Here is a 25857-nt window from a genome sequence, read left to right as displayed (position 1 = left end):
CGCGAGGACACCGATGGAGCCCGGTATCCGGGGCGAGGTCGCCGACAACATCGGCATTCGCCACGGTACGCAGCCTTCCCCATCGATGCCGATGAGTCGACGTCGTCGGCGAGCTCAGTGCTCGTCGGGCCGCGACCACCGGAGATGGCGTGGACGGTGAAACGGACCCCGTCACCCAGCAAGAGCGCTTCGCAGTCGCAGATCACCGAGCGGCGAGGGCGCGCAGACCACACAACACCGGTCCGCACGGACCGGGACACACGACAGACCCTCGCGTGGCCGCGGAGATTGACGCGCCCGGGGGTTCGAGGAGACACGAGTGACCGACAACGGGTCGCCGGCTGACGCGAACGCAGCGTCGGATCCGGCACAAGATTTTCCCAGCAAGCTCCGTGTGCACGCGCTCGCCCGCGTCCTGGGGCTGACCAGCAGGCAGGTGCTCGCCCACCTCGCCGAACTCGGCTGGCACTCACGCAGCCCGCAGTCGAGCGTCGAACGCGACGTCGCGCAGGCGGTGGCTGCCCGGGTGCGCGACCACGTCGAGGTCGATGAATCGGCCGTCGCGGTGGAAGAGGCTCCTGCGCGGGCAGATTCCGACGCACCAGCGCAGCCAGATTCCGATGCACCAGCGCACACATCTTCCCCGGCGTCACCCGCGGGGGACGCCTCAACAGAGGTGTCGCCGGCAGATGGTGGGGAAACATCCACCCCGCAGACCGCCGACGCGCCGTCGCTGTTCTCGGCGATCGAGGTGCCCGAACCGGTGCCACCGCAGGCGTTCGAAGATGCCGCGGCGAGCCCGTTGTTCCTGCAACCGACCGCTGCCGAGGTGGCTGCGGCCACCAAGCCCGCCGCGAAGCCGGACCAGCAGAAGCCGGACCAGCAGAAACCCGATCAGCAGAAGCCCAATCAGCAGAAGGCAGAGTCCCAGGACAGGGCGCCACAGGAGAAGCCGTCGCAACAGAAGGCGACGGTCGAGGGCGACGAGGCGGAATCCGCGGCGGAGAACACCGACACCGACGATGACTCGTCGGGCAATGGCCGCAACCGCAAACGTCGCCGGGGACGCCGGGGTCGCGGGCGCGGGCGCGGGGACCAGAACGAGCGCACCGACTCCGGCGACGACCAGGAGAGTGACGCGGGCGAGCAGAGCGGCGCCGACTCGTCGGACAATGAGCGCGACGAGAGCAGCGATTCGCCTGCGCGACCGTCGGGCAAGCGACGCAAGAAGCCGTCGAAGGCGGGCGCCGACGCGGACTCCGCCGACACCGACGATGAGCAGAGCGATTCGTCGGACACCAATGAAGACGGCTCGGCAGACGGTAATGAGGCCGATGGGGAGGGCTCGTCGTCGAAGCGTCGTCGCCGCAGGCGTCGCCGCAAGGGCGGTGCCGAGGCCGAAGAGGGCTCGCCCGACGATCCGCCGAACACCGTGGTGCACGAGCGCGAACCCCGGAGCAAGCGCGCCAGGGACGAGGTTCAGGGCATTTCCGGTTCCACACGTCTCGAGGCCAAGCGTCAGCGCCGCCGCGACGGCCGTGACGCCGGACGTCGCCGCCCGCCGATCCTGAGCGAGTCGGAGTTCCTGGCCCGTCGCGAGGCCGTCGACCGCGTGATGGTGGTGCGCGAACGCAGCGCCAACAACCTTCTCGCCCAGCCGTCCGGCGACGGTCATGCCCACGCCACCCCGATCGAGGACTACACCCAGGTGGCTGTGCTCGAGGACGGGATTCTCGTCGAGCATTTCGTCACCACCGAGACGTCGTCGTCGATGGTCGGCAACATCTACCTCGGCCGCGTGCAGAACGTTCTCCCGGGCATGGAGGCCGCCTTCGTCGACATCGGCCGCGGCCGCAACGGGGTGCTCTACGCCGGCGAGGTCAACTGGGACGCGGCCGGACTCGACGGCGGCTCCCGCAAGATCGAGCAGGCACTCAAGCCGGGCGACAACGTGCTCGTCCAGGTGAGCAAGGACCCGGTGGGTCACAAGGGTGCCCGGCTGACCACTCAGATCTCGCTGGCCGGGCGGTATCTGGTCTACGTGCCGGGTGGTTCGTCGACCGGCATCAGCCGCAAGCTTCCCGACGTCGAACGCAAACGGCTCAAGCAGGTGCTGGCGAAGCTGGTGCCCGAGGATGCCGGGGTGATCATCCGTACCGCATCCGAGGGCGTGAGCGCCGAGGATCTCGGTGCCGACATCGAGCGCCTGGAAAACCAATGGAAGTCCATCGACGACGCTTTCCAGAAGGTGAAGAAGGGCTCCGGCTCTGTGTCGCCGCGCGCGCTCTACGAAGAACCCGACCTGCTGGTGCGGGTGGTCCGCGACATGTTCAACGAGGACTTCAAGAAACTCGTCGTCGAGGGTGACAAGGCGTGGAACCTGGTCGAGGGCTACGTCAGTTCCGTGGCGCCCGACCTGATGGACCGCGTGCAGCGATTCGAGCGTCCGCACGCCGACGCCCCGGACTCGTTCGTGGTGCACCGCATCGACGAACAACTCGCCAAGGCGCTCGATCGCAAGGTGTGGCTGCCCTCGGGCGGCACGCTGATCATCGAGCACACCGAGGCCATGACGGTGGTGGACGTCAACACCGGCAAGTTCACCGGATCGGGCGGCAACCTCGAAGAGACCGTCACCCGCAACAATCTCGAGGCGGCCGAAGAGATCGTCCGGCAGATGCGGCTGCGTGATATCGGCGGAATGATCATCGTCGACTTCATCGACATGGTGCTCGAGTCGAACCGCGACCTGGTGTTGCGTCGCCTGACCGAGGCGCTCGCCCGGGACCGCACCCGCCATCAGGTGTCGGAGGTCACCTCCCTCGGGCTGGTGCAGATGACGCGCAAGCGGTTGGGCACCGGCCTGCTGGAGGCGTTCTCGACCACCTGCACCACCTGCGGTGGCCGCGGGATCATCGTTCATTCGAGTCCCGTGGAGATCCGGACCGAGGACACCGACCGTGCCGATGGTTCGGGGTCCAAGCGGTCGCGGCGCGGCAAGAAGAAGAACGATCAGCCCGAGCCCAAACCCGCCCCCACGCACAACCCGTCCGAACACCCGATGTTCCGGGCGATGGCCGCCCACTCCCACGACACCGACTCGAGCGTGCCCGAAACGGAGTCGAGCGTGCCCGACACCGCATCGAGCGTGCCCGACACCGGGTCGAGCGTGCCCGACACCGGGTCGAGCGTGCCCGACACCGGGTCGAGCGTGCCCGAAACCGGGTCGAGCGTGCCCGAAACCGGGTCGAGCGTGCCCGACACCGCGTCGAGCGTGCCCGACACCGGGTCGAGCGTGCCCGACACCGGCGCGGTGAAACGCCGTCGGCGGGCAGTGCGACGTGCCGCGTCTCCGACCACGACGTCCCCCGAAGTGGTTTCGGTGACCAGTCCGGCGCCCGCCCAGCCGCTCACCACTTTCGGCCCGGTCTCGACCGAGACGGCGCCGGTGGCGGTGCGGCGGCGTCCACGGCGACGCACCGCAGGGCGGCCCGCGGGTCCTCCGGTGGAGGATTGACCAGCCAGGACATGGTGGGAGCGAGTTTGACCCGACGGCGACCGGTCCCGTAATCTTGTTTGGTCGCCTTCCGCGGCGGGTTCGAGCTGTGCCGGTAACGATGCACGGTTCTCGAGACCAGCGGACAGGCCCTCTGGTGTGAACCGTGAGCATCCCGGGCTGAACAGCTCGATGCCGTGCGGCCCACACCGGGACGCACACACCCACAACGCTCGTGCGCGACAACCGCGCCACGAGCCCGAGATGATGAGTAAGAGGACAGCTTCGATGGCAACGTACGCGATCGTCAAGACCGGCGGTAAGCAGTACAAGGTCGCTGAGGGCGACATTGTGAAGGTCGAGAAGATCGACAGCGAGCCCGGCAGCACCGTGAGCCTGCCCGTGGCCCTGGTCGTCGACGGGTCGACGCTCACCACCGACGCGGACAAGCTGGCCCAGATCGTTGTCACCGGCGAAGTGGTCGAGCACGTCAAGGGCCCCAAGATCCGCATCCACAAGTTCAAGAACAAGACCGGCTACCACAAGCGCCAGGGTCATCGTCAGAAGCTGACGGTCCTCAAGGTCACCGGTATCAAGTAGTTTCCGACTTTTTCAGGAGGACTGACACATGGCACACAAGAAGGGCGCGTCCAGCTCGCGCAACGGTCGTGATTCCAACGCCCAGCGGCTCGGTGTGAAGCGCTTCGGCGGACAGCAGGTCAGCGCCGGCGAGATCCTCGTTCGTCAGCGCGGCACCAAGTTCCATCCCGGCGTCAACGTCGGCCGTGGCGGCGACGACACCCTGTTCGCCCTCGAGGCGGGCGCGGTGGAGTTCGGCACCAAGCGTGGTCGCAAGACCGTCAACATCGTTCCGGAGACCGCTCAGGCCTGACCGAGCGGACCTTCGAGAGCATGAGCTCTCATCACAGGGCGGGCAGGGGCATACGCACCCGGCCCGCCCTGTTGCTATTGGTCGGGTAATTCTGACCACAACGTGGTCGCCGCAGGCGGCCGGGAAGTAGGACGTCATGTCGCGGTTCGTCGACCGGGTGACCATTCACGTCGCCGCGGGCAACGGGGGCCACGGCTGTTCGTCGGTGCACCGGGAGAAGTTCAAGCCGCTCGGCGGACCCGACGGCGGCAACGGAGGCAACGGCGGATCGGTGCGCCTCGTCGTCGACCCGCAGGTGCACACCTTGCTCGACTTCCACTTCCGCCCGCACGCCAAAGGCGGCAACGGTAAACCCGGAATGGGCGACAACCGCGACGGTGCCAACGGAGAAGACCTGGTGCTCGCCGTACCCGACGGCACCGTGGTACTCGACGCGGACGGCACCATCCTCGCCGATCTGGTGGGGGAGGGAACGACGTTCGACGCCGCGCAGGGCGGTCGCGGCGGACTGGGCAACGCCGCGCTGGCATCGCGGGCGCGCAAGGCGCCGGGCTTCGCGCTGCTCGGCGAGGAGGGGCAGCACCGCGACCTGGTGCTCGAACTGAAATCGGTTGCCGACGTGGGGCTCGTGGGATTCCCGTCGGCGGGCAAGTCGTCGCTGGTGTCGGTGCTCTCGGCGGCCAAACCCAAGATCGCCGACTACCCGTTCACCACGCTCGCCCCCAATCTGGGTGTGGTGCAGACACCTGGTGGGGTCTTCACCATCGCCGACGTGCCCGGCCTGATCCCCGGCGCGTCCACCGGCCGCGGACTCGGTCTGGAGTTCCTGCGCCATCTCGAACGCTGTGCCGTGCTCGCGCACGTGGTCGACTGCGCCACACTCGAACCCGGCCGCGACCCCGTCTCCGACATCGACGCGCTCGAGGCGGAACTCGCCGCCTACCAGCCCGCCCTCGACACCGATCACGGACTCGGCGATCTCGCCGAACGGCCACGTGTGATCATCCTCAACAAGATCGACGTGCCCGATGCGGCCGAACTCGCCGATCTGGTGGAACCCGAACTCGCCGCACGCGGCTGGCCGGTGTTCCGCATTTCTGCGGTCACCCACCAGGGGCTCAAAGAGCTGACCAATGCGCTGTTCGCGATGGTGTCGGAATACCGTGCGGCACATCCGAAACCCGCTGCGCGACGCGCCGTCATCAGGCCCAAGGCGGTCGACGACTCCGGCTTCACGGTGGTCCCCGATCCGGCCACCCCCGGCGGGTTCATCGTTCGCGGTACCCGACCCGAGCGCTGGATTGCGCAGACGCAGTTCGAGAACGACGAGGCCGTCGGCTATCTGGCGGACCGGCTCAATCGACTCGGCGTGGAGGACGAACTGGTCCGTCTGGGCGCGCAGCCCGGCGCGCCGGTCACCATCGGCGAGATGACCTTCGATTGGGAGCCGACCACTCCGATGGGCGACGACGTCCCGATCACCGGACGCGGCACCGACATTCGCCTCGACTGCTCCGAGCGGGTGGGCGCGGCAGAGCGCAAGGAGGCCCGTCGGGTGCGACGCGGCCTGCACGAGGACCCCGAAAGCGACGAGCTGTGAGCGACGTCCGCGAATCGATCGCCGGTGCCCGCAGCATCGTCGTCAAGATCGGCTCGTCGGCCCTCACCGACCTCGATCACGGCCTCGACCGCGACCGTCTCGACCGGCTGGCCGATGCGCTCGAAGCGCGGATGCGGGCCGGAACCGACGTGATCGTGGTGTCCTCCGGCGCGATCGGCGCAGGCATCGCACCGCTGGGACTCAAAAGGCGCCCGACCGATCTGGCCACTAAGCAGGCGGCGGCGAGCGTCGGGCAGCTCGCGCTCGCGCACGCCTGGGGCACCTCGTTCCACCGCTACGGACGCACGGTGGGCCAGGTGCTGCTCACCGCCGACGACATCTCCAATCGCGCACACCACGCCAACGCGCAGCGGACCCTGGACCGGTTGCGCACCCTGCACGCGGTTGCCGTGGTCAACGAGAACGACACGGTGGCCACCAACGAGATCCGCTTCGGCGACAACGATCGCCTCGCCGCGCTGGTGGCGCACCTGGCGGGAGCCGACGCACTGGTGTTGTTGTCGGATGTCACGGGCCTCTACGACGGCGATCCCCGCACGGTCGGTCCCGACGGCCGGCGCGCGCGGCTGATCCCTGAGGTCACCGGACCCGACGACCTCGACGGTGTGATCGCCGGATCCGGTGGCGTACTGGGCACCGGCGGTATGGCGTCCAAGCTTGCCGCGGCACGGCTTTCGGCCGATGCGGGCGTGCCGGTGCTACTCGCCGCGGCGTCCGACGCCGACAAGGCGCTCGCCGACGCCTCGGTGGGCACGGTGTTCGCCGCCAGGGCAGAACGATTGTCGGCCAGGCGGTTCTGGGTTCGGCACGCCGCCGACGCGCGTGGGCAGATCATGCTGGACGAGGGTGCGGTGACCGCGGTGTCGCGCAGGCGCCGCTCTCTGCTCGGCGCAGGGGTGGTGGGTGTGCGCGGACCGTTCTACGACGGCGATGTGGTCGAATTGGTCGACACCGGCGGCGTGGTCCGCGCCCGGGGCGTCAGCAGCTACGATTCCTCCGACGTGGCCCGGATGGTCGGTCGATCCACGTCGGAACTGCCACCGGAACTACATCGGCCGGTGATTCACGCCGACGACCTGGTGGCGCTGTAGTCCTCGGTCACCTGCGTGAGCCGAGAACTCCATGCGGGCAACACCGTTGCGCAATAGTGGTCGATCTTGAGTTCGGCGATGTCGTCGGCGCGGGTGGCGCCGCGATTGATGACGACCAGCGGTTTACCCGTGCGGTGCGCGTGTCGGGCGAAACGAAGACCGGACATCACCGTGAGCGACGACCCGATCACGAGAACTGCGTCGGCCTCGTCGACGACGGAAAATGCCTGCTGAACAACGTCTTTCGACGCGTTCTCGCCGAAGTACACGATGTCGGGTTTGAGGACACCGCCACACACTGCGCAGTCGGCGACGACGAATTCGCTGGTGTCGGTGAGGGTCACGTCGGCGTCGGGGGCCACTTCGATGGCACCGCGACCGGCCACTCGGTCGGCGAATCCGGGATTGAGCACCTCGAGCACCTCGGCGAGACGCCGGCGGGACATCACCGCGCCGCAGTCGAGGCACCGCACCCGCCCGTAGCATCCGTGCAGTTCGATCACTCCGCGGGTGCCGGCCTTTGTGTGCAGCATGTCGACGTTCTGGGTGATCACGGTGCTCAGGCGACCATTGTGCTGCAGGTCGGTGAGCGCAAGGTGCGACGCATTGGGGCGGGCGGCATCCATGTGCCGCCACCCCAGATGATTACGTGCCCAGTAGTGACGCCGGAACTGCGGCGACGACAAGAACATCTCCAAGGTCATCGGCGTGCGGACCGGGGCGCCGGGACTGCGGTAGTCGGGGATGCCCGAGTCGGTGGAGATGCCCGCGCCGGTCAATGCGACGATCCGGCGTCCGTCGAGCACACGCCGCAGTCGCTCGATCCGGTCGTCGAGATCCGGGTCGAGCGGGGTCGGTTCGGCCGGTGTCCAGCCGATCTGTAACCGCGTGCGCACCCTTTCCAGGGTAGGGCAGAATGCCGTGCCGCCGTGGCGCGCTCAGGCTTCCGCGTGCCTGCCGTTGGGCTGTTCGGGCACGGTGACCAGCGGATACACGCCGTTCTCGTCGTGTACCTCGGTCCCCACGACGGGCGGATTGAACACACACAGCATGCGCATCTGTGTCTCGGCGGTCACCGTGTGCCGCTCGTGACCGTTGAGCAGGTACATGGTGCCCGGACCGAGGGGATAGGTCTCGCCGCTCTCCCGGTCCAGAAGTGTCCCCTCGCCTTCGACGAGCCACACCGCCTCGACGTGGTTGGCGTAGTGGAACTCGTTGACGCTGCCGGCGTTGATGGTGGTCTCGTGGAACGAGAATCCCACGCGGTCGCCCCCGAGCACGATGCGCTTGGACACCCAATTCCCCTTGGGGTCGGCGACTTCTCGCTCCGTGCCGGTGATCTCGTCGGTGGTGCGAACGATCATGCGATCACCGCCTCCACGGAATCGACCAGAATGCCGAGTCCGCGATCGAGTTCTTCGGTTGAGATGGTCAGTGGCGGAAGGAGTTTGACGACTTCGTCGGATGGTCCGGACGTCTCGGCGAGCAGTCCCGAGCCGAAGGCATGCGCGCAGACCTTGGCCGCCGACGTCGCCTCGTCGAACACCAGTCCCCGAACCATGCCCCGGCCGCGGGTCGACAGACCCTGGTGCCGCGCGGCGAGGGTGGAGAACACCTCGTCGATCTGACGGCCCTTGCGGTGGACGTCGCGGGTCAGCGCGTCGTCCGACCAGAACTGGTCGATGGCCGCGGTCGCGGTGACGAAAGCCGGGTTGTTGCCGCGGAACGTTCCGTTGTGTTCGCCCGGCGCCCAGACGTCGAGGTCACGGCGGATCAGGACCAGGGCCATCGGCAGGCCGTACCCACTGATCGACTTGGACAGCGTGACGATGTCGGGCGTGATGCCGGCCTCCTCGAACGAGAAGAACTCGCCCGTCCGGCCGCAGCCCATCTGCACGTCGTCGACGATGAGCAGGATGTCGCGGCGGCGGCACAGATCGGCCAGACCCCGCAACCATTGCGCGCGCGCGACGTTCACGCCACCCTCGCCCTGCACGGTCTCGACGATCACCGCCGCCGGCGTGTTGAGGCCGCTGCCGGAGTCGTCGAGCACCCGCTCGAACCAGCTGAAGTCCTCGACCGTGCCGTCGAGATAGTGGTCGAACGGCATCGGAGTCGAATGCACCAGCGGCACACCGGCTCCGGCGCGTTTCATCGAGTTGCCGGTCACCGACAACGATCCCAGCGTCATGCCGTGAAAGGCGTTGGTGAAGCTGACGATCGACTCACGTCCGGTCACCTTGCGGGCGAGCTTCAGTGCCGATTCGACGGCATTGGTCCCGGTCGGGCCGGGGAACTGCACCTTGTAGTCGAGATTTCGCGGAGCCAGGATCTTGTCCCGGAACGTCTCGAGGAACCGGCCCTTGGCCACGGTCGCCATGTCCAGGCCGTGAGTGATGCCGTCGCCGGAAATGTATTCCAGGAGCGCCTCTTTGAGGATGGGGTTGTTGTGCCCGTAGTTGAGTGCTCCGGCACCGGCGAAGAAGTCGAGGTACTCGCGTCCCTCGATGTCGGTGATCCAGGAGCCGCGTGCGCGGCCGAACACCGTCGGCCAGTTGCGGCAGTAGCTGCGAACCTCGGATTCGTTGTCGGTGAACGTCGAGTCGTCGATCGTTGTGGTGATTGACTTCATGGAGAATCCTCCGATGTGGAAGTTTGGTGCTGAAGGAACTCGGTGCCGCGCAGACGTTGAGCGGCGGCCGGCGTGGTGACCGACCCGTCAGCGTGCGACGGTCACCGGTTCGAGCAGATACAGGTCTTCGCGCTCGTGCGAGTCGGGGAAGTCGCTCGCGCCGAACAGTTCGCGCCGCGTGAGTCGGAGTCCCCGGTCACGTGCGACGGACGCGAAAAGACGTTGTGAGCCAACGTTGTCAGGACTGATCGTGGTGTGCAGTGCCGTCATCCAGCTGCTCTCGACGTGGTCGAGGAGCTGGTGCAGCATCGTTGCGGCGATGCCGTGTCCGCGGTGGGAATCGTCGACGGCCACCTGCCAGACCATGAGTGTCGACGGTTCGGAGGGCCGGCGATAGCCGGTGACGAAACCGATTGGGCGGCCATCGACTTCGGCCACGATGGAGGTGGCCGCGAAGTCGTGACACCACAGCACATAGGAGTAGCTCGAGTTGACGTCGAGAACCGCTGAGTCCGCGGCGATCTCCCAGAGTCGGGTGGCATCGCTGCGTGCGGGCATGCGGCAACTGACGGTGAGGGCGGGCGAGGACATGCTGGCGAGAGACGGGCTCATAACGTTTGCGACGTTAACAACGCGTTTCGGCGGAGTCACCCGGCTGGGCAAATCGGACATCAATATGCGGCGCTTTGCCCAGTTCAGTCCACTATTGTGACACGCATCACGTCAGCCTGCGGCCGGGCGTCGATGCGGGTCACGTTCGGCGGCGGTGCCGGGGCCCGACGATCACACCGCCGAGCACAATGGTCCGAATGACGAGGATCATCGCCGGAGAGCACGGGGGACGTCGGCTGCGTGTGCCCGATGCGGGAACGCGCCCCACGTCGGATCGGGTTCGCGAATCGCTGTTCAACGTGCTGACCGCACGGACCGATCTCACCGGCGACCGTGTCCTCGACCTCTACGCGGGATCGGGGGCACTCGGCCTCGAAGCGCTCTCCCGCGGTGCGGCGTCGGCCACCTTCGTCGACAACCGGCGGCAGGCGACACGCGTGGTCACCGGCAACCTGCGCGATCTCGGCCTCGTCGGCCGCGGACGCGTGGTCACCGGCGCGGTGTCGGCATTCCTGGCCACCGCACCGTCGTCGGACGAACGCATCGACCTCGTCTTCTCCGATCCGCCGTATGCACTCGGCGCGCCCGAGGTCGACGACGACCTGCGTCGCCTCGCGGCGGGCTGGCTGGCACCGGACGCGCTGGTGGTGGTGGAGCGCGGTGTGCGCGGCGACGCGGTCACCTGGCCCGACGTGTACGAGCAGGTGCTGTCGCGAACCTATGGGGACACCCGCGTGGACGTGGGTAGGTTTACGCCATGACAACGGCCGCGATTCCCGGTTCCTTCGATCCGTTCACGCGGGGACACCGATACGTCGTCGAACGCGCCGCAGGCTGCTTCGACGACGTGGTGATCACCGTGGTGGTCAATCCCAACAAGCGCGGCCTGTTCGGCGTGGACGAACGTATCGCGCTGATCGAGCAGGACTGCGCCGACCTGCCGAACGTGCGGGTGGACCGGTGGACCGGGCTGCTGGTGGACTACCTGACCCACGAGAACATCCATGTGCTGGTCAAGGGACTGCGCTCGGCGATCGACTTCGACTACGAAACGCCGATGGCGCAGATGAACAGGGAACTCGCCGACGTCGAAACCGTCTTTCTGCTGACCGATCCACGCTTCGCACACGTGTCGAGTTCGCTGGTGAAAGAGGTGGCCAAACTCGGTGGCGACGCGTCTCCGTATCTGTCGCCGCACATCCATGAACGGCTGCTGGCCAACCTGGGCGGCGAACGCAACGCCTGACACAAGAGTCACGCGCGACACGCCCAACTCATCATCCTCCTCAATCACAGCGACCTCATTCGGCACAATGGTCACATCAGTTTCAGATGGGACAAGAGTCCCGCACACGAGCAGATGGCAGGCGCCGGATTGGGGTAGCTGTGTACCGGGTATTTGAGGCTCTCGATGAACTCGTGGCGATTGTGGAGGAGGCTCGCAGCGTCCCGATGACCGCGGGCTGTGTGGTGCCGCGGGGTGACGTGCTCGAGCTGCTCGACGACATCAAGGACTCGATCCCCGGTGAACTCGACGACGCCCAAGACGTGCTCGACCAGCGGGAGACGCTGATCGGTGACGCGCGGGACCACGCCGACACCGTCATCACCAAGGCCGATTCGGAATCCGAGGCCGTGCTCGCACACGCTCGTGCCGAGGCCGACCGCATCCTGGCCGACGCCAAGGCCCAGGCCGACCGGATGGTCGATGAGGCGTCGTCGCACGGAAAGTCTCTGGTGGACGACGCCACCGGTGAGGCCCACCGCCTGTCGACGAGTGCGGCGCGTGAATTCGAGGCCGTCACCGGTCGCGCGCGTGCCGAGGCCCAGCGCACCGTCGACGCCGCCAACAGCACCTACGACAAGTCGGTGGCCGACGGCATCGCCGAGCAGCAGCGACTCGTCTCCGAGACCGAGGTGGTCGCGGCCGCGAAGTCGGAGGCCGAACGGATCATCGACGCCGCCCACGCCGAGGCCGACCGCCTGCGCGGCGATTGCGACGTCTACGTCGACGAGAAGCTCGCCGACTTCGAGGAGATCCTGACCGGCACCCTCCGTTCGGTGAACCGTGGGCGTCATCAGCTTCGCACCGGCGCGGGAATGCACGACTACGTCGAGTATCCGCGCAGCGTCGACGAGGAAGCCGCAGGCCGCCGCACCCACGGCGACCAGGCACGGGGCGCCGGATACACCCGCGACCAGGGTTCGCCGCTGGCCGTGTGATCGGCCGCTCGACGGGCGTGTCGCGACACCGGACGAATCGGCAACCCGGGCGTATCGTGCAGATGTGGCCGAGAATGCAGTGAATCCTGGTGCGCCGGCATCGCAGCGCGATCCCTTCGTCCTCGACATCCGATCGCTGGGGCGCCGGCCCGGAACGATGTCGGAGGTGCATCGCACCGTCGTCACTCCCGAGCGCATCGGTGTCGAGATGATCGGCATTCCCGCAGGTTCGGAGGTCGATCTCGACATGCGGCTCGAGGCGGTGTCCGAGGGCGTCCTGGTCACCGGGACCGTCTCCGGTGACACCGACGGACAATGCGCACGGTGCCTCGAACCGATCGACGGCACCGTGACGGTGTTCCTCACCGAACTGTTCGCCTATCCCGACAGCGAGACCGAACAGACCTCCGACGCCGAGGACATCCACCGCATCTCCGACGACCGCATCGATCTCGAACAGTCGGTGATCGACGCGGTGGCGCTCGAGCTGCCCATGTCGCCACTGTGCAGCGACGATTGCCCCGGCCTGTGCACGGTGTGTGGCGTGCGACTGGCCGTCGCCGAACCCGGGCACGGACACGAGCTGATCGATCCCCGGTGGGCGGCGCTGACCGAGAGGTTTGGCACGTCCGCCGACGGCGCGTCACAGTCTCCCGGTTCCGACACCGACCGGGTGGCCGGAGAGGCAGAGTCGCGGGGCCCGGAGTGACCGACGCCGCCGATCTGCTCGACGCCGTGGGCGCCACGATTCCCGACGATCTGCTCACGCTGGCCCTGACCCACCGTTCCTATGCGTACGAGAACGGCGGACTGCCCACCAACGAGCGTCTGGAGTTCCTCGGTGACTCCGTGCTCGGCGTGGTGATCACCGAACGCCTCTACCTGCGCTATCCCGACCGCGCCGAAGGCGAACTCGCCAAGATCCGGGCGAGCGTGGTCAACATGCACGCGCTTGCCGACGTGGCCCGGGGGTTGGGGCCCGGCGGCCTCGGCCGTCACCTCTTTCTGGGGCGGGGCGAGGAGATGACGGGCGGACGTGACAAGGACTCGATACTCGCCGACGGCCTGGAATCGCTGTTCGGTGCGATCTATTTGGCGCACGGTCTGGAGGTGTCCCAGCGGATCATCCTCGCGCTGTTCGATCCGGTGCTCGACAGGGCCGGCGACCTCGGTGCGGGCCTCGACTGGAAGACCTCGCTGCAGGAGCTGGCCGCCGAGCGTGGCTACGGGCCGCCGCAGTATCAGATCTCGTCCACCGGACCCGACCACAACAAGGAGTTCACGGCGCATGCCGTGGTGGCCGGCGAACAAGTGGGCGACGGTGTGGGCCGCACCAAGAAAGAGGCCGAGCAGAAAGCCGCTGCGCTGGCCTGGCAGACACTCACCGAGCGTGCCTCGGCTCCCGGTGCCTGAACCAGCAGATGCCTGAACTGCCGGAGGTCGAGACTGTCCGTGCCGGCCTCGAACAGCACGTCACCGGCCGTCGCATCACCGGCGTCGAGGTGTTGCATCCGCGCGCGGTGCGACGTCAGGTCGGGGGCGCACCCGACCTGGTCGGCAGGGTGACGGGCATGACCATCGGTGCCGCCCGGCGCCGCGGGAAGTACCTGTGGCTCGACCTGGTGACCCCCGACGGCCGCGACCACGAGGCTCTGGTGGTCCACCTCGGGATGAGCGGGCAGATGCTCATCGCGAAGGTGGGCGCGCCCGATCACACCCATCTGCGGATACGGGCGACGCTCGACGACGGCAACGAGTTGCGGTTCGTCGATCAGCGCACCTTCGGCGGGTGGCATGTGGACGACTACGCGCCGGCCGACGACATGCTTCCCGGCGAGTCGGACGCAATGCCCGCCTCCATCGCCCACATCGCACCCGACCCGTTCGATCCCGCCTTCGATCGCGATGCCGTGGTCGGCCGTATCCGGGCCAAGCACACCGAGATCAAACGTGCCCTCCTCGACCAGTCGCTGATCTCCGGTGTGGGCAACATCTACGCCGACGAGGCGCTGTGGCGTGCGCGCCTGCACGGCGCCCGCCTCACCGACGGAATCTCCCGGGCCAAACTCGCCGAACTGATCGACGACGCCACCGCGGTCATGACCGATGCGCTCGCCGCGGGCGGAACCTCGTTCGACTCGCTCTACGTCAACGTCAACGGGAGGTCGGGCTACTTCGAACGGTCCCTGAACGCCTACGGCCGCGCCGGGGCCCCCTGCCGTCGATGCGGATACCCGATGCGGCGCGAGGAGTTCATGAACCGGAGCTCCTACTATTGTCCGCGATGCCAGCGGCGGCCCGCCGGACACTGAGCGGGGCGACCTGCCGGACACTGAGCGGGGCGACCTGCCGGACACTGAGCGGGGCGACCTGCCGGAACAATCCGGCCCTGTCCGCGTTGGTTGCAGAAGCAGGTGGCCCGCACGCCCACCGCCTTGTCGAGACCGAGACGAAGGAGTCGTCGCCACGATGACCACCGACCCGACCGCAACAGCCACCGCCCCCGCCGTCGAGGCCGCGCACACCGACCTGTGGGTGCAGCGCACCGGGACCCGGCGTTACACCGGCAAGAGTTCGCGGGGGGCCGAGGTACTCATCGGTTCGCAGGATGTCGAAGGCGTCTTCACGCCCGGGGAACTGCTCAAGATCGCGCTCGCCGCGTGCACCGGAATGTCGTCGGACCGGCCCCTGGCCCGTCGCCTCGGCGACGACTACGACGCCACCATCAGGGTGTCCGGTGACGCCGACCGCGACAACGAGGTGTATCCGCATCTCGACGAGGTGCTCGAGGTGGATCTGTCCGAACTCGATCCCGCCGCCGCCCAGCGGCTGCTGGTGGTGGTGGAACGCGCGGTCGATCAGGTGTGCACCGTCGGCCGCACGCTCAAGGCGGGGACCAGCGTGGATCTGCGGATCGAGTCCGAGTGACATGAGCGGTCAACAGGCCCCGACCCGGCTCACCGCCTACGTGCACGGACACGTGCAGGGGGTGGGCTTCCGGTGGTGGACGCGATCGCGTGCCCTCGAACTCGGGTTGGTGGGATCGGCCACCAACCTGTCCGACGGCCGGGTCCTGGTGGTGGCCGAGGGGTCCCGGGACGCCGTCGAAGCCCTGCTGAGTTGGTTGCGGTCCGCCGACACCCCTGGTCGGGTCGATCTCGTCGTGGAGCGATTCGACCCGGCGCGTGGTGATCTGCACGGATTCGCCGAACGCTGAGACTCACCCCCGCCGGAGGCGGATTGATCAGCCGCAGCGGGCAGCGGATCCGCTCCGGTGAGTAGTCTGTACGGTCGTGCACCTCAAGAGCCTGACCCTGAAGGGCTTCAAGTCCTTCGCGTCGGCGACAACGCTGCGGTTCGAGCCCGGGATCACCTGTGTGGTGGGCCCCAACGGCTCGGGCAAGTCCAACGTCGTCGATGCGCTGACCTGGGTCATGGGTGAGCAGGGGGCCAAGGCGCTGCGTGGCGGCAAGATGGAAGACGTCATCTTCGCCGGAACCTCCGGCCGGCCGCCACTGGGACGTGCCGAGGTCACCCTCACGATCGACAATGCCGACGGGGCATTGCCGATCGAGTACTCCGAGGTGTCGATCACCCGGCGCATGTTCCGCGACGGCGCCGGGGAATACGAGATCAACGGCAACTCGTGCCGGCTGATGGATGTACAGGAACTGCTGTCGGATTCGGGCATCGGTCGCGAGATGCATGTCATCGTCGGTCAGGGCAGGCTCGCCGCCATCCTGGAGTCGCGCCCGGAGGACCGTCGTGCCTTCATCGAAGAGGCCGCAGGCGTGCTCAAACACCGTAAGCGCAAGGAAAAGGCGGTCCGCAAGCTCGAGTCGATGCAGGCGAACCTCGACCGGCTCGGTGACCTCACCGCCGAGCTGCGTCGTCAGCTCAAACCGCTGGGCCGGCAGGCCGAGGTGGCCCGCCGCGCGCAAACCGTGCAGGCGGACCTGCGCGACGCCCGGTTGCGCCTGGCAGCCGACGATCTGGTGACGCGTCGGACGGAGATGGCCGAGCACACCGCCGTCGAGGACGAGATCCGCACCCGCCAGGACGAGGTGACCGCCGAACTCGACGCGGTCAACGCCGAGCTGGCCGCCCACTCCGACCACCTCGCACAGGTGACCCCAGCCGCCGCGGAGGCAGGGCAGGCATGGTTCCGGCTCTCGGCCCTCGCCGAGCGCGTGGACGCCACCGGTCGGGTGGCCGCCGAACGCAGCCGCTACCTCGACGAGCCGACCGTGACCTCCAGCGGCCCCGACCCGGAGGACCTCGAGCGGCAGGCCGAGGAGGCTGCGCTGACCGAGGCCGAACTCGCCGAGGCGACGACCTACGCCGCCGAACACCTCGAGGGGGCCAAACTCGAACTCGAGGAATGCGAACAGGTGGCCGCCGAGGCGGAACGAGCGCACCTGGCCGCGGTCCGGGCAGTGGCCGACCGCCGCGAGGGACTCGCCCGGCTCGAAGGTCAGGTGGAGAGCCTGCAGACCAAGGCCGACGGGATCGAGGCCGAGGCCGCTCGGCTGACCGCGGCGATCGCGGCGGCCGCTGAGCGATCGGAAAAAGCTCAGGCGCAACAGGATTCGGTGACAACGTCGCTGGGTGAACTCGAGGCGTCCGAACAGGGTCTCGACGAGCACCACGAACGCTGCGTGACGGCGCTGAACCTCTCGAACGAGCGGGTGGCCACCCTGCAGACAACCGAACGAGAGGCCGAACAGCAGATCGCGTCACTGACCGCACGCATCGAGGCGCTGTCGGTGGGACTCGAACGCAACGACGGCGGCGCCTGGCTGATCGAGCACGCGCCGGACGGTCTGCTCGGACCGATGTCGGAACTGCTCACCGTCGAGCCGGGTTTCGAGACCGCGATCGCGGGTGCGCTCGGTCCGGCCGTCGATGCCATCGCCACCGTCGACGGACTCGCCGCGGTGCGGGCACTCGAAGCGCTCAAGAGCGGCGACGGCGGTCGCGCCTCGCTGATCCTCGGCGGGTTGCCGGACACGCCGGCCACTCCAGAGGTCACGTTGCCCGACGGCGCCCGATGGGCTGCGACGGTGGTGTCGTGCGCCTCGTCGGTCCGCGGGGCCGTCGATCTCGTGCTGGCCGACACCGTGATCGTCGATGACGCCGCCACGGGTTTGCGTCTGGCCGGCGAACACCGGGTGCGCACGGTCACCCGCGACGGGGACCGGATCGGTCCCGCCTCGGTGGAGGGTGGTTCGTCGCGACGTCCCTCGATGCTGGAGGTGCAGTCGGCCATCGACGCGGCGACCGCCGACCTCGCTGCGGCGCGCCGGAACAGCGAACAGACCGCGGCGGCCCTCGAGGGAGCCCTGGTGGAGCAGCGCGAACGCCGCGAAGCCGCCGAGGAGGCGCTCGCCGCGCTGCACGAGTCCGACGCCACCGTGGGCACGGCCTATGAACACCTTGCCCGGTTGGGCCAGGAGATCCGCGCCGCCGAGGCCGAGGGCGAACGCCTGACGCGACAGCGCGACAAGGCCGAAGAAGGCCGGGCCGACATGCTCGACACCCTCGCGCAGCTACGTGAGCGGCTTCGTCTGGACCGCGACGAGACAGCGACCGCTGCGGGCACCGGCACCGACGCCGACGACGCCGGGCATGCGAACGAGCGGACGGCCGCCGCTGCGGCGGTGGCCGCGGCCCGCACCGGCGAGATGGAGGCGCGGCTGGCGCTTCGTACCGCAGAAGAGCGACTGACGTCGGTGCGCGGTCGCGCCGACTCGCTGCGCCGGGCGGCACAACGCGAGCGGGATGCGCGAGAGCGCGCCCGCCGCCAGGACGAGGCGCGTCGTGCCGCCGCCGCGGTGGCGGCCGATGTCGCGGCGGCTGCGGCGGAAGTCTCCGAGCGTCTCGTGCGGGCCGTGGCCACCGCGCAGGCCGGGCGCGACGAGCTCGAACGGATCAAGGGTGAGCGTTCCCGGACGGTGGAGGGACTCACCGAACGGGCCACGCACCTCACCCAAGAACTCAACGTGCTGCGTGACGCGGTGCATCGCGACGAAGTGGCCCGCGCGCAATCGGCGCTGCGCATCCAGCAACTGGAGGAACAGGTCCTCGAGAACTTCGCGATGTCGCCGGACGACCTCATCGCCGAGTACGGCCCGGAGGTCCCGATGCCGCCGTCGGCCCTCGAGGTGGCCGAGTACGAACAGGCGAAGGCCCGCGGAGACCTCGTGGTGGCGCCCGCACCGATGCCCTACGACCGTGCCACCCAGGAGGCGCGGGCCCGCAAGGCGCAGAAGGACCTCAACACCCTGGGCAAGGTGAACCCGCTGGCGCTCGAGGAGTTCGCCGCCCTTGAGGAGCGCTACAACTTCCTGTCGGCGCAACTCGAGGACATCAAGGCGGCACGCAAGGATCTCCTCGCGGTGGTCGAGGAGGTCGACGCCCGCATCCTGCAGGTGTTCACCGAGGCCTACGCCGACGTGGAGCGCGAATTCGAGCAGGTGTTCGCCACCCTGTTCCCCGGCGGCGAGGGTCGACTGGTGCTCACCGAACCCGGCGACATGCTCACCACCGGTGTGGAGGTGGAGGCGCGGCCGCCCGGCAAGAAGGTCAAACGCCTCTCACTGCTCTCCGGTGGGGAGAAGTCACTGACCGCGGTCGCCATGCTGGTGGCGATCTTCCGCGCCCGCCCGTCCCCGTTCTACGTCATGGACGAGGTGGAGGCCGCGCTCGACGACACCAACCTGCGCCGACTCATCAGTCTCTTCGCGCAGCTGCGCGAGCGGTCACAGTTGATCGTTATCACGCATCAGAAGCCGACGATGGAAGTGGCCGACGCCCTCTACGGCGTCAGCATGCGTGGCGACGGGATCACCACGGTCATCTCGCAACGGTTGCGCGGGCAGGACATCCCCGTCGCGGTGTCGGAAACCGACGGGTCGGAGGGTTCGACGCCCCAGACGAGGACGGCGCCGACGAGGACTGCCCCGACGAGGACTGCGCCGACGAGGACTGCCCCGACGAGGACTGTGCCGACGAGCGAGGAATCTTCCAGAACCAACGAGGACAGGGACTGAATCAGTGAACACCGGAATCATCATCGCGATCGTCGTCGCGGTCGTCGTCATCCTCGCGCTGATCGTGGTGGGCCTCGTGGTGTCACGGCGGCGGCGCGTCTCGTTGCACGATGACGCCGGCAGCGCCGCCACCGACACCCAAGTGGTCGACGGCAGCAAACCCCAGGTCGACCGGTCGGGGGGATATCGGGCCGGATCGGGCTTCACCTTCAGTCAGGGCGGAACCGGCACGGTCGAGCCACCCGCACCGGTGCGACCGCCCGGTGAGCGGACCGATGTCGACGGTCAGCCCGCCGTGGGCGATGACGCGTCGGTGCCGCGGGATTCACCCACGCGTGGGATCACCGACATCTCACTGCCGGACTACGCCGCACCGGAGACGGCCGAACCCGAGACCGCAGAACCGGAGACCGCTGCACCGGAGACCGCTGCACCGGAGACCTCTGCACCGGAGACCGCCGCACCGGAGACCCCCGCACCGGAGGTCGCGGAACCCGAGACCGCCGCACCGGCGGTCGCGGAACCCGAGACCGCTAAACCCGAGACCGCCGTACCGGAGACCGCAGAGCAGGGCACGGATGCCGCGGCCGTCGATGTCCCGTCGGATGCGTCCGGAGCGGTGGCGGCTCCGCCGCGCGAAGAGATCGCGCCCACCGCCGGCCGTCTGGGGCGGCTGCGTGGGCGTCTGTCGCGGTCGCAAGGGGCCATCGGCAAGAGCGTGCTCGGTTTGCTCGGTGCGGGTGATCTCGACGAGGAGAGCTGGGAGGAGATCGAAGACACCCTCGTGATGGCCGACCTCGGCTCGGCGTCCACCACAGCGGTGGTCGAGCGTCTGCGCACCGAACTCGCCACGAATCCGGTGCGCACCGCCGCCGACGCCCGCGCCCTGTTGCGGCGGGTGCTGGTCGAGCAACTGCACCCCGAGCTCGACCGATCGGTGCGCGCGCTGCCCCACGCGCAGTCCCCGGCGGTGGTGCTCGTCGTCGGCGTCAACGGCACCGGAAAGACCACCACCACCGGCAAACTGGCGCGCGTGCTGGTCGCAGATGGACGACGTGTGCTGCTCGGTGCCGCCGACACATTTCGTGCCGCTGCCGCCGACCAGCTCCAGGCGTGGGGTGAACGGGTGGGCGCCGACATCGTGCGAGGCAAGGAACAGGCCGATCCGGCATCGGTGGCCTTCGACGCGGTCGCGAGGGGAGTCGAGGACGGCGTGGACGTCGTGCTCATCGACACCGCCGGCCGTCTGCACACCAAGACCGGACTGATGGACGAACTCGGCAAGGTCAAGCGGGTCGTCGAGAAGAAGGCACCCGTCGACGAGGTGCTGTTGGTTCTCGACGCCACCGTCGGTCAGAACGGTCTCACCCAGGCACGCGTCTTCGCCGACGTGGTCGACATCACCGGCGTGGTGCTGACCAAGCTCGACGGAACGGCCAAGGGCGGCATCGTGTTCCATGTCCAGGACGAGCTCGGTGTGCCGGTCAAGCTTGTCGGGCTCGGTGAGGGTGCCGACGACCTCGCGCCCTTCGAGCCGGAGGCGTTCGTCGACGCGCTGCTGTAAGTGGCACCGCACAGAGTGCGGAGTAGATATTCGGCAGCGCGCATAGGTGCGCCCGGGGTCCGGCAAAACCTTTCCTCGCCACCTGCGGTGTTACCGCCACGAAATATAAACCGGGCGTTGGTTCACATGCCTGAAACCTGTAATCGGCATCGTTGAAACAAACACAAAGCACCCTTCTCTCCAGGTCAAGCGCCGTGCGTCGTCACGGTGGGATTAGGAGGGATAGTTGTGGCGGATTTCCCCACGATGGGTGTGCCCGATACCGGTGACACCGCCTGGATGCTGGCCAGCTCCGCGCTGGTCTTGTGTATGACCCTGCCAGGTTTGGCGTTCTTCTACGGCGGCATGGTCCGCTCCAAGAACGTCCTCAACACCATCATGATGAGCGCCGTCTCCATGGGCGTCGTGACGGTGCTCTGGTCGATTTACGGATACTCGCTGGCCTTCGGCAACGACAAGGGCGGTGTGGTCGGCGACCCGAGTGAGTTCTTCGGACTCAAGGGATTGATCTCGGGTAACGGCTCTGCCGCCGTGGCCGCGGACGCGGCGACGGGAACCGAGGCAGCCGACGCGGTGAACATCCCGCTGGTCGGCACTCTTCCCGCTCTGGTCTTCGTGGCCTTCCAATTGATGTTCGCGATCATCACCGTCGCCCTGGTCTCGGGCGCGGTGGCCGACCGCATGAAGTTCAGCGCGTGGTTCGCTTTCACCATCATCTGGTCGACCATCGTCTACTTCCCGGTGGCACACTGGGTGTTCTCCTTCGACGGTGTCACCGCGGAGAAGGGCGGCTGGATCGCCAACAGTCTCAAGGCCATCGACTTCGCCGGTGGTACTGCCGTGCACATCAACTCCGGTGTGGCGGGCCTGATACTCGTGCTGTTCCTCGGCAAGCGCAAGGGCTGGCCGGGCACCCCGATGCGGCCGCACAACCTGCCGTTCACCATGCTCGGCGCGGGACTGTTGTGGTTCGGCTGGTACGGCTTCAACGCCGGTTCGGCCACGTCGGCAAACGGAATCGCGGCCTCGACCTTCATGACCACGACCATCGCGACCGGCACGGCCATGCTGGGCTGGCTGCTCACCGAACGAATCCGTGACGGACACGCCACGAGCCTCGGTGCGGCGTCGGGTATCGTCGCCGGGCTCGTCGCGATCACCCCGTCCTGTTCCTCGGTGAACGTCCTGGGCGCACTGATCATCGGCGCGCTGGCCGGCATCGTCTGCGCGCTGGCGGTCGGCCTCAAGTACAAGCTGGGTTACGACGACGCACTCGACGTCGTCGGCGTCCACATGGTCGGCGGTCTGCTGGGAACCCTGCTGATCGGTTTCCTGGCCACCGATTCCGCACCGGCAGCCGTGTCCGGTCTGTTCTACGGCGGCGGTTGGGACCAGTTGTGGCGCCAGGCCGTGGGCGCGTTCGCGGTCCTCGGTTACTCGGCCGTCGCGACTGCCATAATTGCGCTTGTGCTGAAGTTCACCATCGGCCTGCGCGCAGAGCCGCAGGATGAGGCTGCCGGCCTCGACGAGTCGCAGCACGCAGAGTCCGCATACGATTTCGCACCGATCGGTACCGGAAGCGCTCTCAGCCAGTCCGGTGTCGCCCTCGGCAAGGAGGCATGATCCAAGTGAAGCTCATCACCGCAATCGTCAAGCCGTTCACGCTCGAGGATGTCAAGGCAGGTCTCGAGCAGGCCGGAATCCTCGGCATGACCGTCAGTGAGGTCCAGGGCTACGGCCGCCAGAAGGGTCACACCGAGGTGTATCGCGGCGCCGAATACTCGGTCGACTTCGTGCCGAAGGTGCGGGTCGAGGTCGTGGTCGACGACGCCTCGGTCGACAAGGTGGTCGACGTCATCGTGGAAGCCGCGCGTACCGGCAAGATCGGTGACGGAAAGGTGTGGGTCTCGCCCGTCGATACGGTCGTGCGCGTCCGAACCGGCGAGCGCGGCGGCGACGCGCTCTGACGAGGTCCCGTGCCCTTCGTGAATCCTGAGCGTGGCCCCGCCCCTGACGACAAGTCGGGCGCGGGGCCACACTCTTCCTCCGTGCCACCGGCGGCCCCCGTGGCCGCGACGGACCTCGCACGTACGCGCCGGCAACTCACCGACGCCTCCGGGAGTGGGCGTCTAGATGCCGCGGGACTGCGTCAGGTCCTGGTGGATCTCCACGAGTTCTGGCTGACCAGCAAGGGAGCCGAACTCGGCATTCGACCCGACAGTGGGCTCGCCATCGTCGCGGTGGGTGGTCTCGGTCGCGGTGAACTCCTGCCGTACTCCGACCTCGACCTCATCCTGCTGCACGACGACCTCCCGCCCGAACGTGTGTCGGAGGTGGCCGATGGCCTCTGGTATCCGTTGTGGGACGCCAACATCGCCCTCGATCACAGCGTGCGCACGGTGCCGCAGGCGCTGCAGGTCGCGGCCACCGACATCACCGCTGCCCTCGGTCTGCTCGAGGCCAGGCACATCGCCGGCGACGAGGACCTGTCGTCGCTGCTGATCGGCGGCATCCGCCAGCAGTGGCGCAACGACATCCGGCATCGGTTCGCGGAACTCGTCACCGGTGCGCAGGACCGGTGGCGTCGCGCCGGGGATATCGCGCACCGGGCCGAGCCCGACCTCAAGAACGGCCGCGGCGGTCTGCGCGACGTACAACTGTTGGGCGCGTTGGCAATTGCGCAACTCACCGACGGCATGGCCAGCCTGCGACCGGATTCACCCGGCGCGGGTCCACAGATCGCCTACGGTCGATTGCTGGATATCCGTACCGAACTGCATCGGATCGCCGGCCGGCCACGTGAACAGGTCCAGGCGCAGGATGCCGACGAGATCGGTGCCGCGCTGCAGATCGGTGACCGCTTCGACCTCGCCCGCGTGATCAGCGACGCCGCCCGCACCATCAGCTATTCCACCGACGTCGGCCTGCGCACCGCCGGAAACGCGCTGCCCCGACGCGGGCTCGCGCGCCTTCGCCGGTCACCCATCCGTCGACCCCTCGACGAGGGAGTGGTCGAGCACAACGGGGAGATCGTGTTGGCGCGCAACGCGATTCCGAGCAAGGATCCCGGTCTCATACTGCGCGTCGCCTCGGCGTCGGCGCGCACCGGCCTGCCGATCAGCGCCGCAACCCTCTCACGTCTGGCCGACTACGCACCCGAACTGCGTGAACCGTGGCCCGCGGAGGCGCTCAGCGACCTGCTGGTGCTACTCGGCGCGGGCCACCACATGATCGCCCCCATCGAGGCGCTCGACCGTACCGGCCTGTGGGGGCGCTTGTTGCCCGAGTGGGGCGCGGTGCGCGACCTCCCGCCCCGCGACGCCATCCACACCTGGACCGTGGACCGTCACATGGTGGAGGCGGCCGCCTACGCCAGCTCGATGACCACCCGGGTGTCGCGGCCCGACCTGCTCGTTCTCGGCGCGCTGATCCACGACCTCGGCAAGGGTCGCGGCGCCGACCACAGCATCGTCGGCGCCGACCTCGCGATCCAGGTGGGCAACCGATTCGGTCTGTGGCCCGACGATGTCGCGACGCTGTCGCAGATGGTGCGTCACCATTTGTTGCTGCCGACGGTCGCCACCCGGCGTGACCTCGACGATCCGGCCACGGCGCGCGAACTCGTCGAGACCCTGGGCCACGACCGGGTGCTGCTGGAGCTGCTCGCCACCCTCGCCGAGGCGGACTCGCTGGCCACCGGTCCCGGGGTGTGGGGGGAGTGGAAGGCGTCGCTGATCAGCGAGTTGGTGCGGCGCGCGATGCGGCTCATCGACGGCGGAGAGCTTGCCGTCCCGGACCCGCTGAGCCCCGAAGCGATCGACCTCGCCGAGACCGACCGGTTCGCGGTTCGGCTGACGCAGGGCGACGGGCCGCACACCTTCACCCTCGTCATGGTGGCACCCGACCGTCCCGGACTGCTGTCGAAGATGGCAGGCGTGGTCGCGCTCAACGGACTGCGGTCGCATTCGGCAACCGTGCAGAGCCACCTCGCCGCGGACGGGGAAACCCGGGCGGTCAACACCTTCGTGGTGGTGCCCATGTTCGGTGATCCCCCCGAGTCGGGGCTGATCCGTCAGCAGCTGATCGCGGCGGTGGAGGGAAAGATCGACGTGCTCGATCGCCTCGACACCCGCGAACGCAATTCCCCGATCCCGACCATCGGCACCGTCGCCACCACGCCGGGTTCGGATGCGTCGAACACTCCCGAAGACGCCGACCCCGACTTCGCCGGCACGGGGCAGACCCGCAATGCCGTACCAGCGCTGTTCGCGATCGCTCCGCCCCGGGTGCTGTGGGCCGAGGCACCCGGCGACGGGGATGTGCTCATGGAGTTGCGTACCGACGATCGTCTCGGCCTGCTCAGCCGGGTCAGCGCGGTGATCGAGCGGCACGGAGCCGACATCAGGTGGGCGAAGGTCACCACGCTCGGTGGCACCGTGGTGGACAGTTTCTGCCTGCGGTTGCCCGATGACACACCCGAGGCACGCACCCGGCTCGCCGACGACGTCATCGCGGTGTGTCCGCCCCCGCAGCCACGCAGCGACGATTCCGGCGACGGTCCGGGTCCGGCGAGTTTCGGCGGTACCGGACGTTCGGGTGTGCCGATCAGCTGACGGCCCGGATTGCCCACCGACCGGACGGGAGACCATGGGCCGCGACGTGGGACACTGGGGG

The 25857-nt window shown here is 68.2% G+C and carries 22 protein-coding genes and 2 pseudogenes; 18 read left to right on the top strand and 6 right to left on the bottom strand.

Annotation, left to right across the window (positions count from 1 at the left end; genetic code table 11):
• Positions 1–1615 precede the first annotated feature (1615 nt).
• Positions 1616–2878: pseudogene (locus ACWDSI_RS13710) on the top strand (Rne/Rng family ribonuclease); the annotation flags it as partial.
• Between the two features lie 134 nt (positions 2879–3012).
• On the opposite strand, the gene ACWDSI_RS13705 reads toward ACWDSI_RS13710, so the two are convergent.
• Positions 3013–3846: a hypothetical protein gene (locus ACWDSI_RS13705; RefSeq protein ID WP_449756903.1), complete on the bottom strand. Its 834-nt coding sequence runs from the start codon at positions 3844–3846 to the stop codon at positions 3013–3015.
• On the opposite strand from ACWDSI_RS13705, the gene rplU reads away from it, so the two are divergent.
• The 4 genes from rplU (at position 3785) to proB (ending at position 7100) form a co-directional block, all read left to right on the top strand.
• A complete protein-coding gene (gene rplU, locus ACWDSI_RS13700) occupies positions 3785–4096 on the top strand; it encodes a 50S ribosomal protein L21 (RefSeq protein ID WP_449756850.1) in 312 nt (103 codons plus the stop codon). The genes ACWDSI_RS13705 and rplU overlap by 62 nt on opposite strands.
• Positions 4097–4124: 28 nt before the next feature.
• Positions 4125–4388 carry a 50S ribosomal protein L27 gene (gene rpmA / locus ACWDSI_RS13695; RefSeq protein ID WP_449747501.1) on the top strand — a complete coding sequence of 88 codons (264 nt, stop codon included), beginning with the start codon at positions 4125–4127 and terminating at the stop codon, positions 4386–4388.
• Positions 4389–4524: 136 nt separating this feature from the next.
• Positions 4525–5988 (top strand): GTPase ObgE, encoded by a 1464-nt coding sequence (gene obgE / locus ACWDSI_RS13690; RefSeq protein WP_449756849.1) that lies wholly within the window; start codon positions 4525–4527, stop codon positions 5986–5988.
• Entirely contained in the window at positions 5985–7100 is a 1116-nt protein-coding gene (proB, locus tag ACWDSI_RS13685) for a glutamate 5-kinase (RefSeq protein ID WP_449756848.1), read from the top strand. The genes obgE and proB overlap by 4 nt, the downstream gene beginning before the upstream one ends.
• Here proB and ACWDSI_RS13680 read toward each other — a convergent pair.
• The 4 genes from ACWDSI_RS13680 to ectA form a co-directional block, all read right to left on the bottom strand.
• Positions 7073–7996 carry an NAD-dependent protein deacetylase gene (locus ACWDSI_RS13680; RefSeq protein ID WP_449756847.1) on the bottom strand — a complete coding sequence of 308 codons (924 nt, stop codon included), beginning with the start codon at positions 7994–7996 and terminating at the stop codon, positions 7073–7075. The two genes, proB and ACWDSI_RS13680, sit on opposite strands and share 28 nt — an antisense overlap.
• 42 nt (positions 7997–8038) lie before the next feature.
• Complete coding sequence (locus tag ACWDSI_RS13675; protein ID WP_449747497.1) at positions 8039–8464, bottom strand: ectoine synthase; 426 nt, start codon at positions 8462–8464, stop codon at positions 8039–8041.
• Positions 8461–9732, bottom strand: a complete 1272-nt coding sequence (gene ectB, locus ACWDSI_RS13670; protein ID WP_449747496.1) for a diaminobutyrate--2-oxoglutarate transaminase — start codon at positions 9730–9732, stop codon at positions 8461–8463. Before ectB ends, ACWDSI_RS13675 begins: the two co-directional genes overlap by 4 nt.
• An 87-nt stretch (positions 9733–9819) precedes the next feature.
• Positions 9820–10344, bottom strand: coding sequence for a diaminobutyrate acetyltransferase (ectA, locus tag ACWDSI_RS13665; RefSeq protein ID WP_449756846.1), 525 nt, complete (start codon positions 10342–10344; stop codon positions 9820–9822).
• A gap of 197 nt (positions 10345–10541) precedes the next feature.
• Here ectA and rsmD point away from each other — a divergent pair, with 197 nt between their 5' ends.
• The 9 genes and pseudogenes from rsmD to smc all read left to right on the top strand — a co-directional run.
• A complete protein-coding gene (rsmD, locus tag ACWDSI_RS13660; RefSeq protein WP_449747494.1) occupies positions 10542–11105 on the top strand; it encodes a 16S rRNA (guanine(966)-N(2))-methyltransferase RsmD in 564 nt (187 codons plus the stop codon).
• Positions 11102–11590: a pantetheine-phosphate adenylyltransferase gene (gene coaD, locus ACWDSI_RS13655; RefSeq protein WP_449747493.1), complete on the top strand. Its 489-nt coding sequence runs from the start codon at positions 11102–11104 to the stop codon at positions 11588–11590. The genes rsmD and coaD overlap by 4 nt, the downstream gene beginning before the upstream one ends.
• A gap of 140 nt (positions 11591–11730) precedes the next feature.
• Positions 11731–12567 (top strand): DivIVA domain-containing protein, encoded by an 837-nt coding sequence (locus ACWDSI_RS13650; RefSeq protein ID WP_449747492.1) that lies wholly within the window; start codon positions 11731–11733, stop codon positions 12565–12567.
• Positions 12568–12631: 64 nt separating this feature from the next.
• A complete protein-coding gene (locus ACWDSI_RS13645) occupies positions 12632–13276 on the top strand; it encodes a YceD family protein (protein WP_449756845.1) in 645 nt (214 codons plus the stop codon).
• Positions 13273–13980 carry a ribonuclease III gene (gene rnc / locus ACWDSI_RS13640; RefSeq protein WP_449747490.1) on the top strand — a complete coding sequence of 236 codons (708 nt, stop codon included), beginning with the start codon at positions 13273–13275 and terminating at the stop codon, positions 13978–13980. The genes ACWDSI_RS13645 and rnc overlap by 4 nt, the downstream gene beginning before the upstream one ends.
• 8 nt (positions 13981–13988) lie before the next feature.
• Positions 13989–14879, top strand: a complete 891-nt coding sequence (mutM, locus tag ACWDSI_RS13635) for a bifunctional DNA-formamidopyrimidine glycosylase/DNA-(apurinic or apyrimidinic site) lyase (RefSeq protein WP_449747489.1) — start codon at positions 13989–13991, stop codon at positions 14877–14879.
• Between the two features lie 157 nt (positions 14880–15036).
• Positions 15037–15495: an OsmC family protein gene (locus ACWDSI_RS13630; RefSeq protein WP_449747488.1), complete on the top strand. Its 459-nt coding sequence runs from the start codon at positions 15037–15039 to the stop codon at positions 15493–15495.
• A gap of 1 nt (position 15496) precedes the next feature.
• Positions 15497–15784, top strand: coding sequence for an acylphosphatase (locus tag ACWDSI_RS13625; RefSeq protein ID WP_449747487.1), 288 nt, complete (start codon positions 15497–15499; stop codon positions 15782–15784).
• Between the two features lie 76 nt (positions 15785–15860).
• Positions 15861–19472, top strand: a pseudogene (gene smc / locus ACWDSI_RS13620) (chromosome segregation protein SMC); the annotation flags it as partial.
• On the opposite strand, the gene ACWDSI_RS13615 reads toward smc, so the two are convergent.
• Positions 19385–19603, bottom strand: coding sequence for a pentapeptide repeat-containing protein (locus ACWDSI_RS13615; protein WP_449747570.1), 219 nt, complete (start codon positions 19601–19603; stop codon positions 19385–19387). The pseudogene smc and the gene ACWDSI_RS13615 overlap by 88 nt on opposite strands.
• Before the next feature lie 20 nt (positions 19604–19623).
• Here ACWDSI_RS13615 and ftsY point away from each other — a divergent pair, with 20 nt between their 5' ends.
• From ftsY to ACWDSI_RS13595, 4 genes are all read left to right on the top strand, one after another.
• Positions 19624–21183 (top strand): signal recognition particle-docking protein FtsY, encoded by a 1560-nt coding sequence (gene ftsY / locus ACWDSI_RS13610; RefSeq protein ID WP_449756844.1) that lies wholly within the window; start codon positions 19624–19626, stop codon positions 21181–21183.
• 246 nt (positions 21184–21429) lie between these two features.
• Positions 21430–22806: an ammonium transporter gene (locus ACWDSI_RS13605; RefSeq protein WP_449747569.1), complete on the top strand. Its 1377-nt coding sequence runs from the start codon at positions 21430–21432 to the stop codon at positions 22804–22806.
• 5 nt (positions 22807–22811) lie between these two features.
• Positions 22812–23150, top strand: coding sequence for a P-II family nitrogen regulator (locus tag ACWDSI_RS13600; protein WP_449747568.1), 339 nt, complete (start codon positions 22812–22814; stop codon positions 23148–23150).
• Between the two features lie 9 nt (positions 23151–23159).
• Positions 23160–25796 carry a [protein-PII] uridylyltransferase gene (locus tag ACWDSI_RS13595; protein ID WP_449756843.1) on the top strand — a complete coding sequence of 879 codons (2637 nt, stop codon included), beginning with the start codon at positions 23160–23162 and terminating at the stop codon, positions 25794–25796.
• Positions 25797–25857: the final 61 nt, after the last annotated feature.

This window comes from Gordonia sp. NPDC003429, assembly GCF_053588575.1.
This window is presented reverse-complemented; position numbering and strand designations above follow the sequence as displayed.

What these genes read in the sequence shown, in the direction of transcription:
- rpmA (WP_449747501.1), top strand. Translation starts at nt 4,125, where the DNA reads ATGGCACACAAGAAGGGCGCGTCCAGCTCGCGCAACGGTCGTGATTCC.
- ACWDSI_RS13675 (WP_449747497.1), bottom strand. Translation starts at nt 8,464, where the DNA reads ATGATCGTTCGCACCACCGACGAGATCACCGGCACGGAGCGAGAAGTC.
- ACWDSI_RS13705 (WP_449756903.1), bottom strand. Translation starts at nt 3,846, where the DNA reads ATGTCGCCCTCAGCGACCTTGTACTGCTTACCGCCGGTCTTGACGATC.
- rsmD (WP_449747494.1), top strand. Translation starts at nt 10,542, where the DNA reads ATGACGAGGATCATCGCCGGAGAGCACGGGGGACGTCGGCTGCGTGTG.
- ACWDSI_RS13605 (WP_449747569.1), top strand. Translation starts at nt 21,430, where the DNA reads ATGGGTGTGCCCGATACCGGTGACACCGCCTGGATGCTGGCCAGCTCC.
- obgE (WP_449756849.1), top strand. Translation starts at nt 4,525, where the DNA reads ATGTCGCGGTTCGTCGACCGGGTGACCATTCACGTCGCCGCGGGCAAC.
- ectA (WP_449756846.1), bottom strand. Translation starts at nt 10,344, where the DNA reads ATGAGCCCGTCTCTCGCCAGCATGTCCTCGCCCGCCCTCACCGTCAGT.
- mutM (WP_449747489.1), top strand. Translation starts at nt 13,989, where the DNA reads ATGCCTGAACTGCCGGAGGTCGAGACTGTCCGTGCCGGCCTCGAACAG.
- ACWDSI_RS13630 (WP_449747488.1), top strand. Translation starts at nt 15,037, where the DNA reads ATGACCACCGACCCGACCGCAACAGCCACCGCCCCCGCCGTCGAGGCC.
- ACWDSI_RS13625 (WP_449747487.1), top strand. Translation starts at nt 15,497, where the DNA reads ATGAGCGGTCAACAGGCCCCGACCCGGCTCACCGCCTACGTGCACGGA.
- ectB (WP_449747496.1), bottom strand. Translation starts at nt 9,732, where the DNA reads ATGAAGTCAATCACCACAACGATCGACGACTCGACGTTCACCGACAAC.
- coaD (WP_449747493.1), top strand. Translation starts at nt 11,102, where the DNA reads ATGACAACGGCCGCGATTCCCGGTTCCTTCGATCCGTTCACGCGGGGA.
- rplU (WP_449756850.1), top strand. Translation starts at nt 3,785, where the DNA reads ATGGCAACGTACGCGATCGTCAAGACCGGCGGTAAGCAGTACAAGGTC.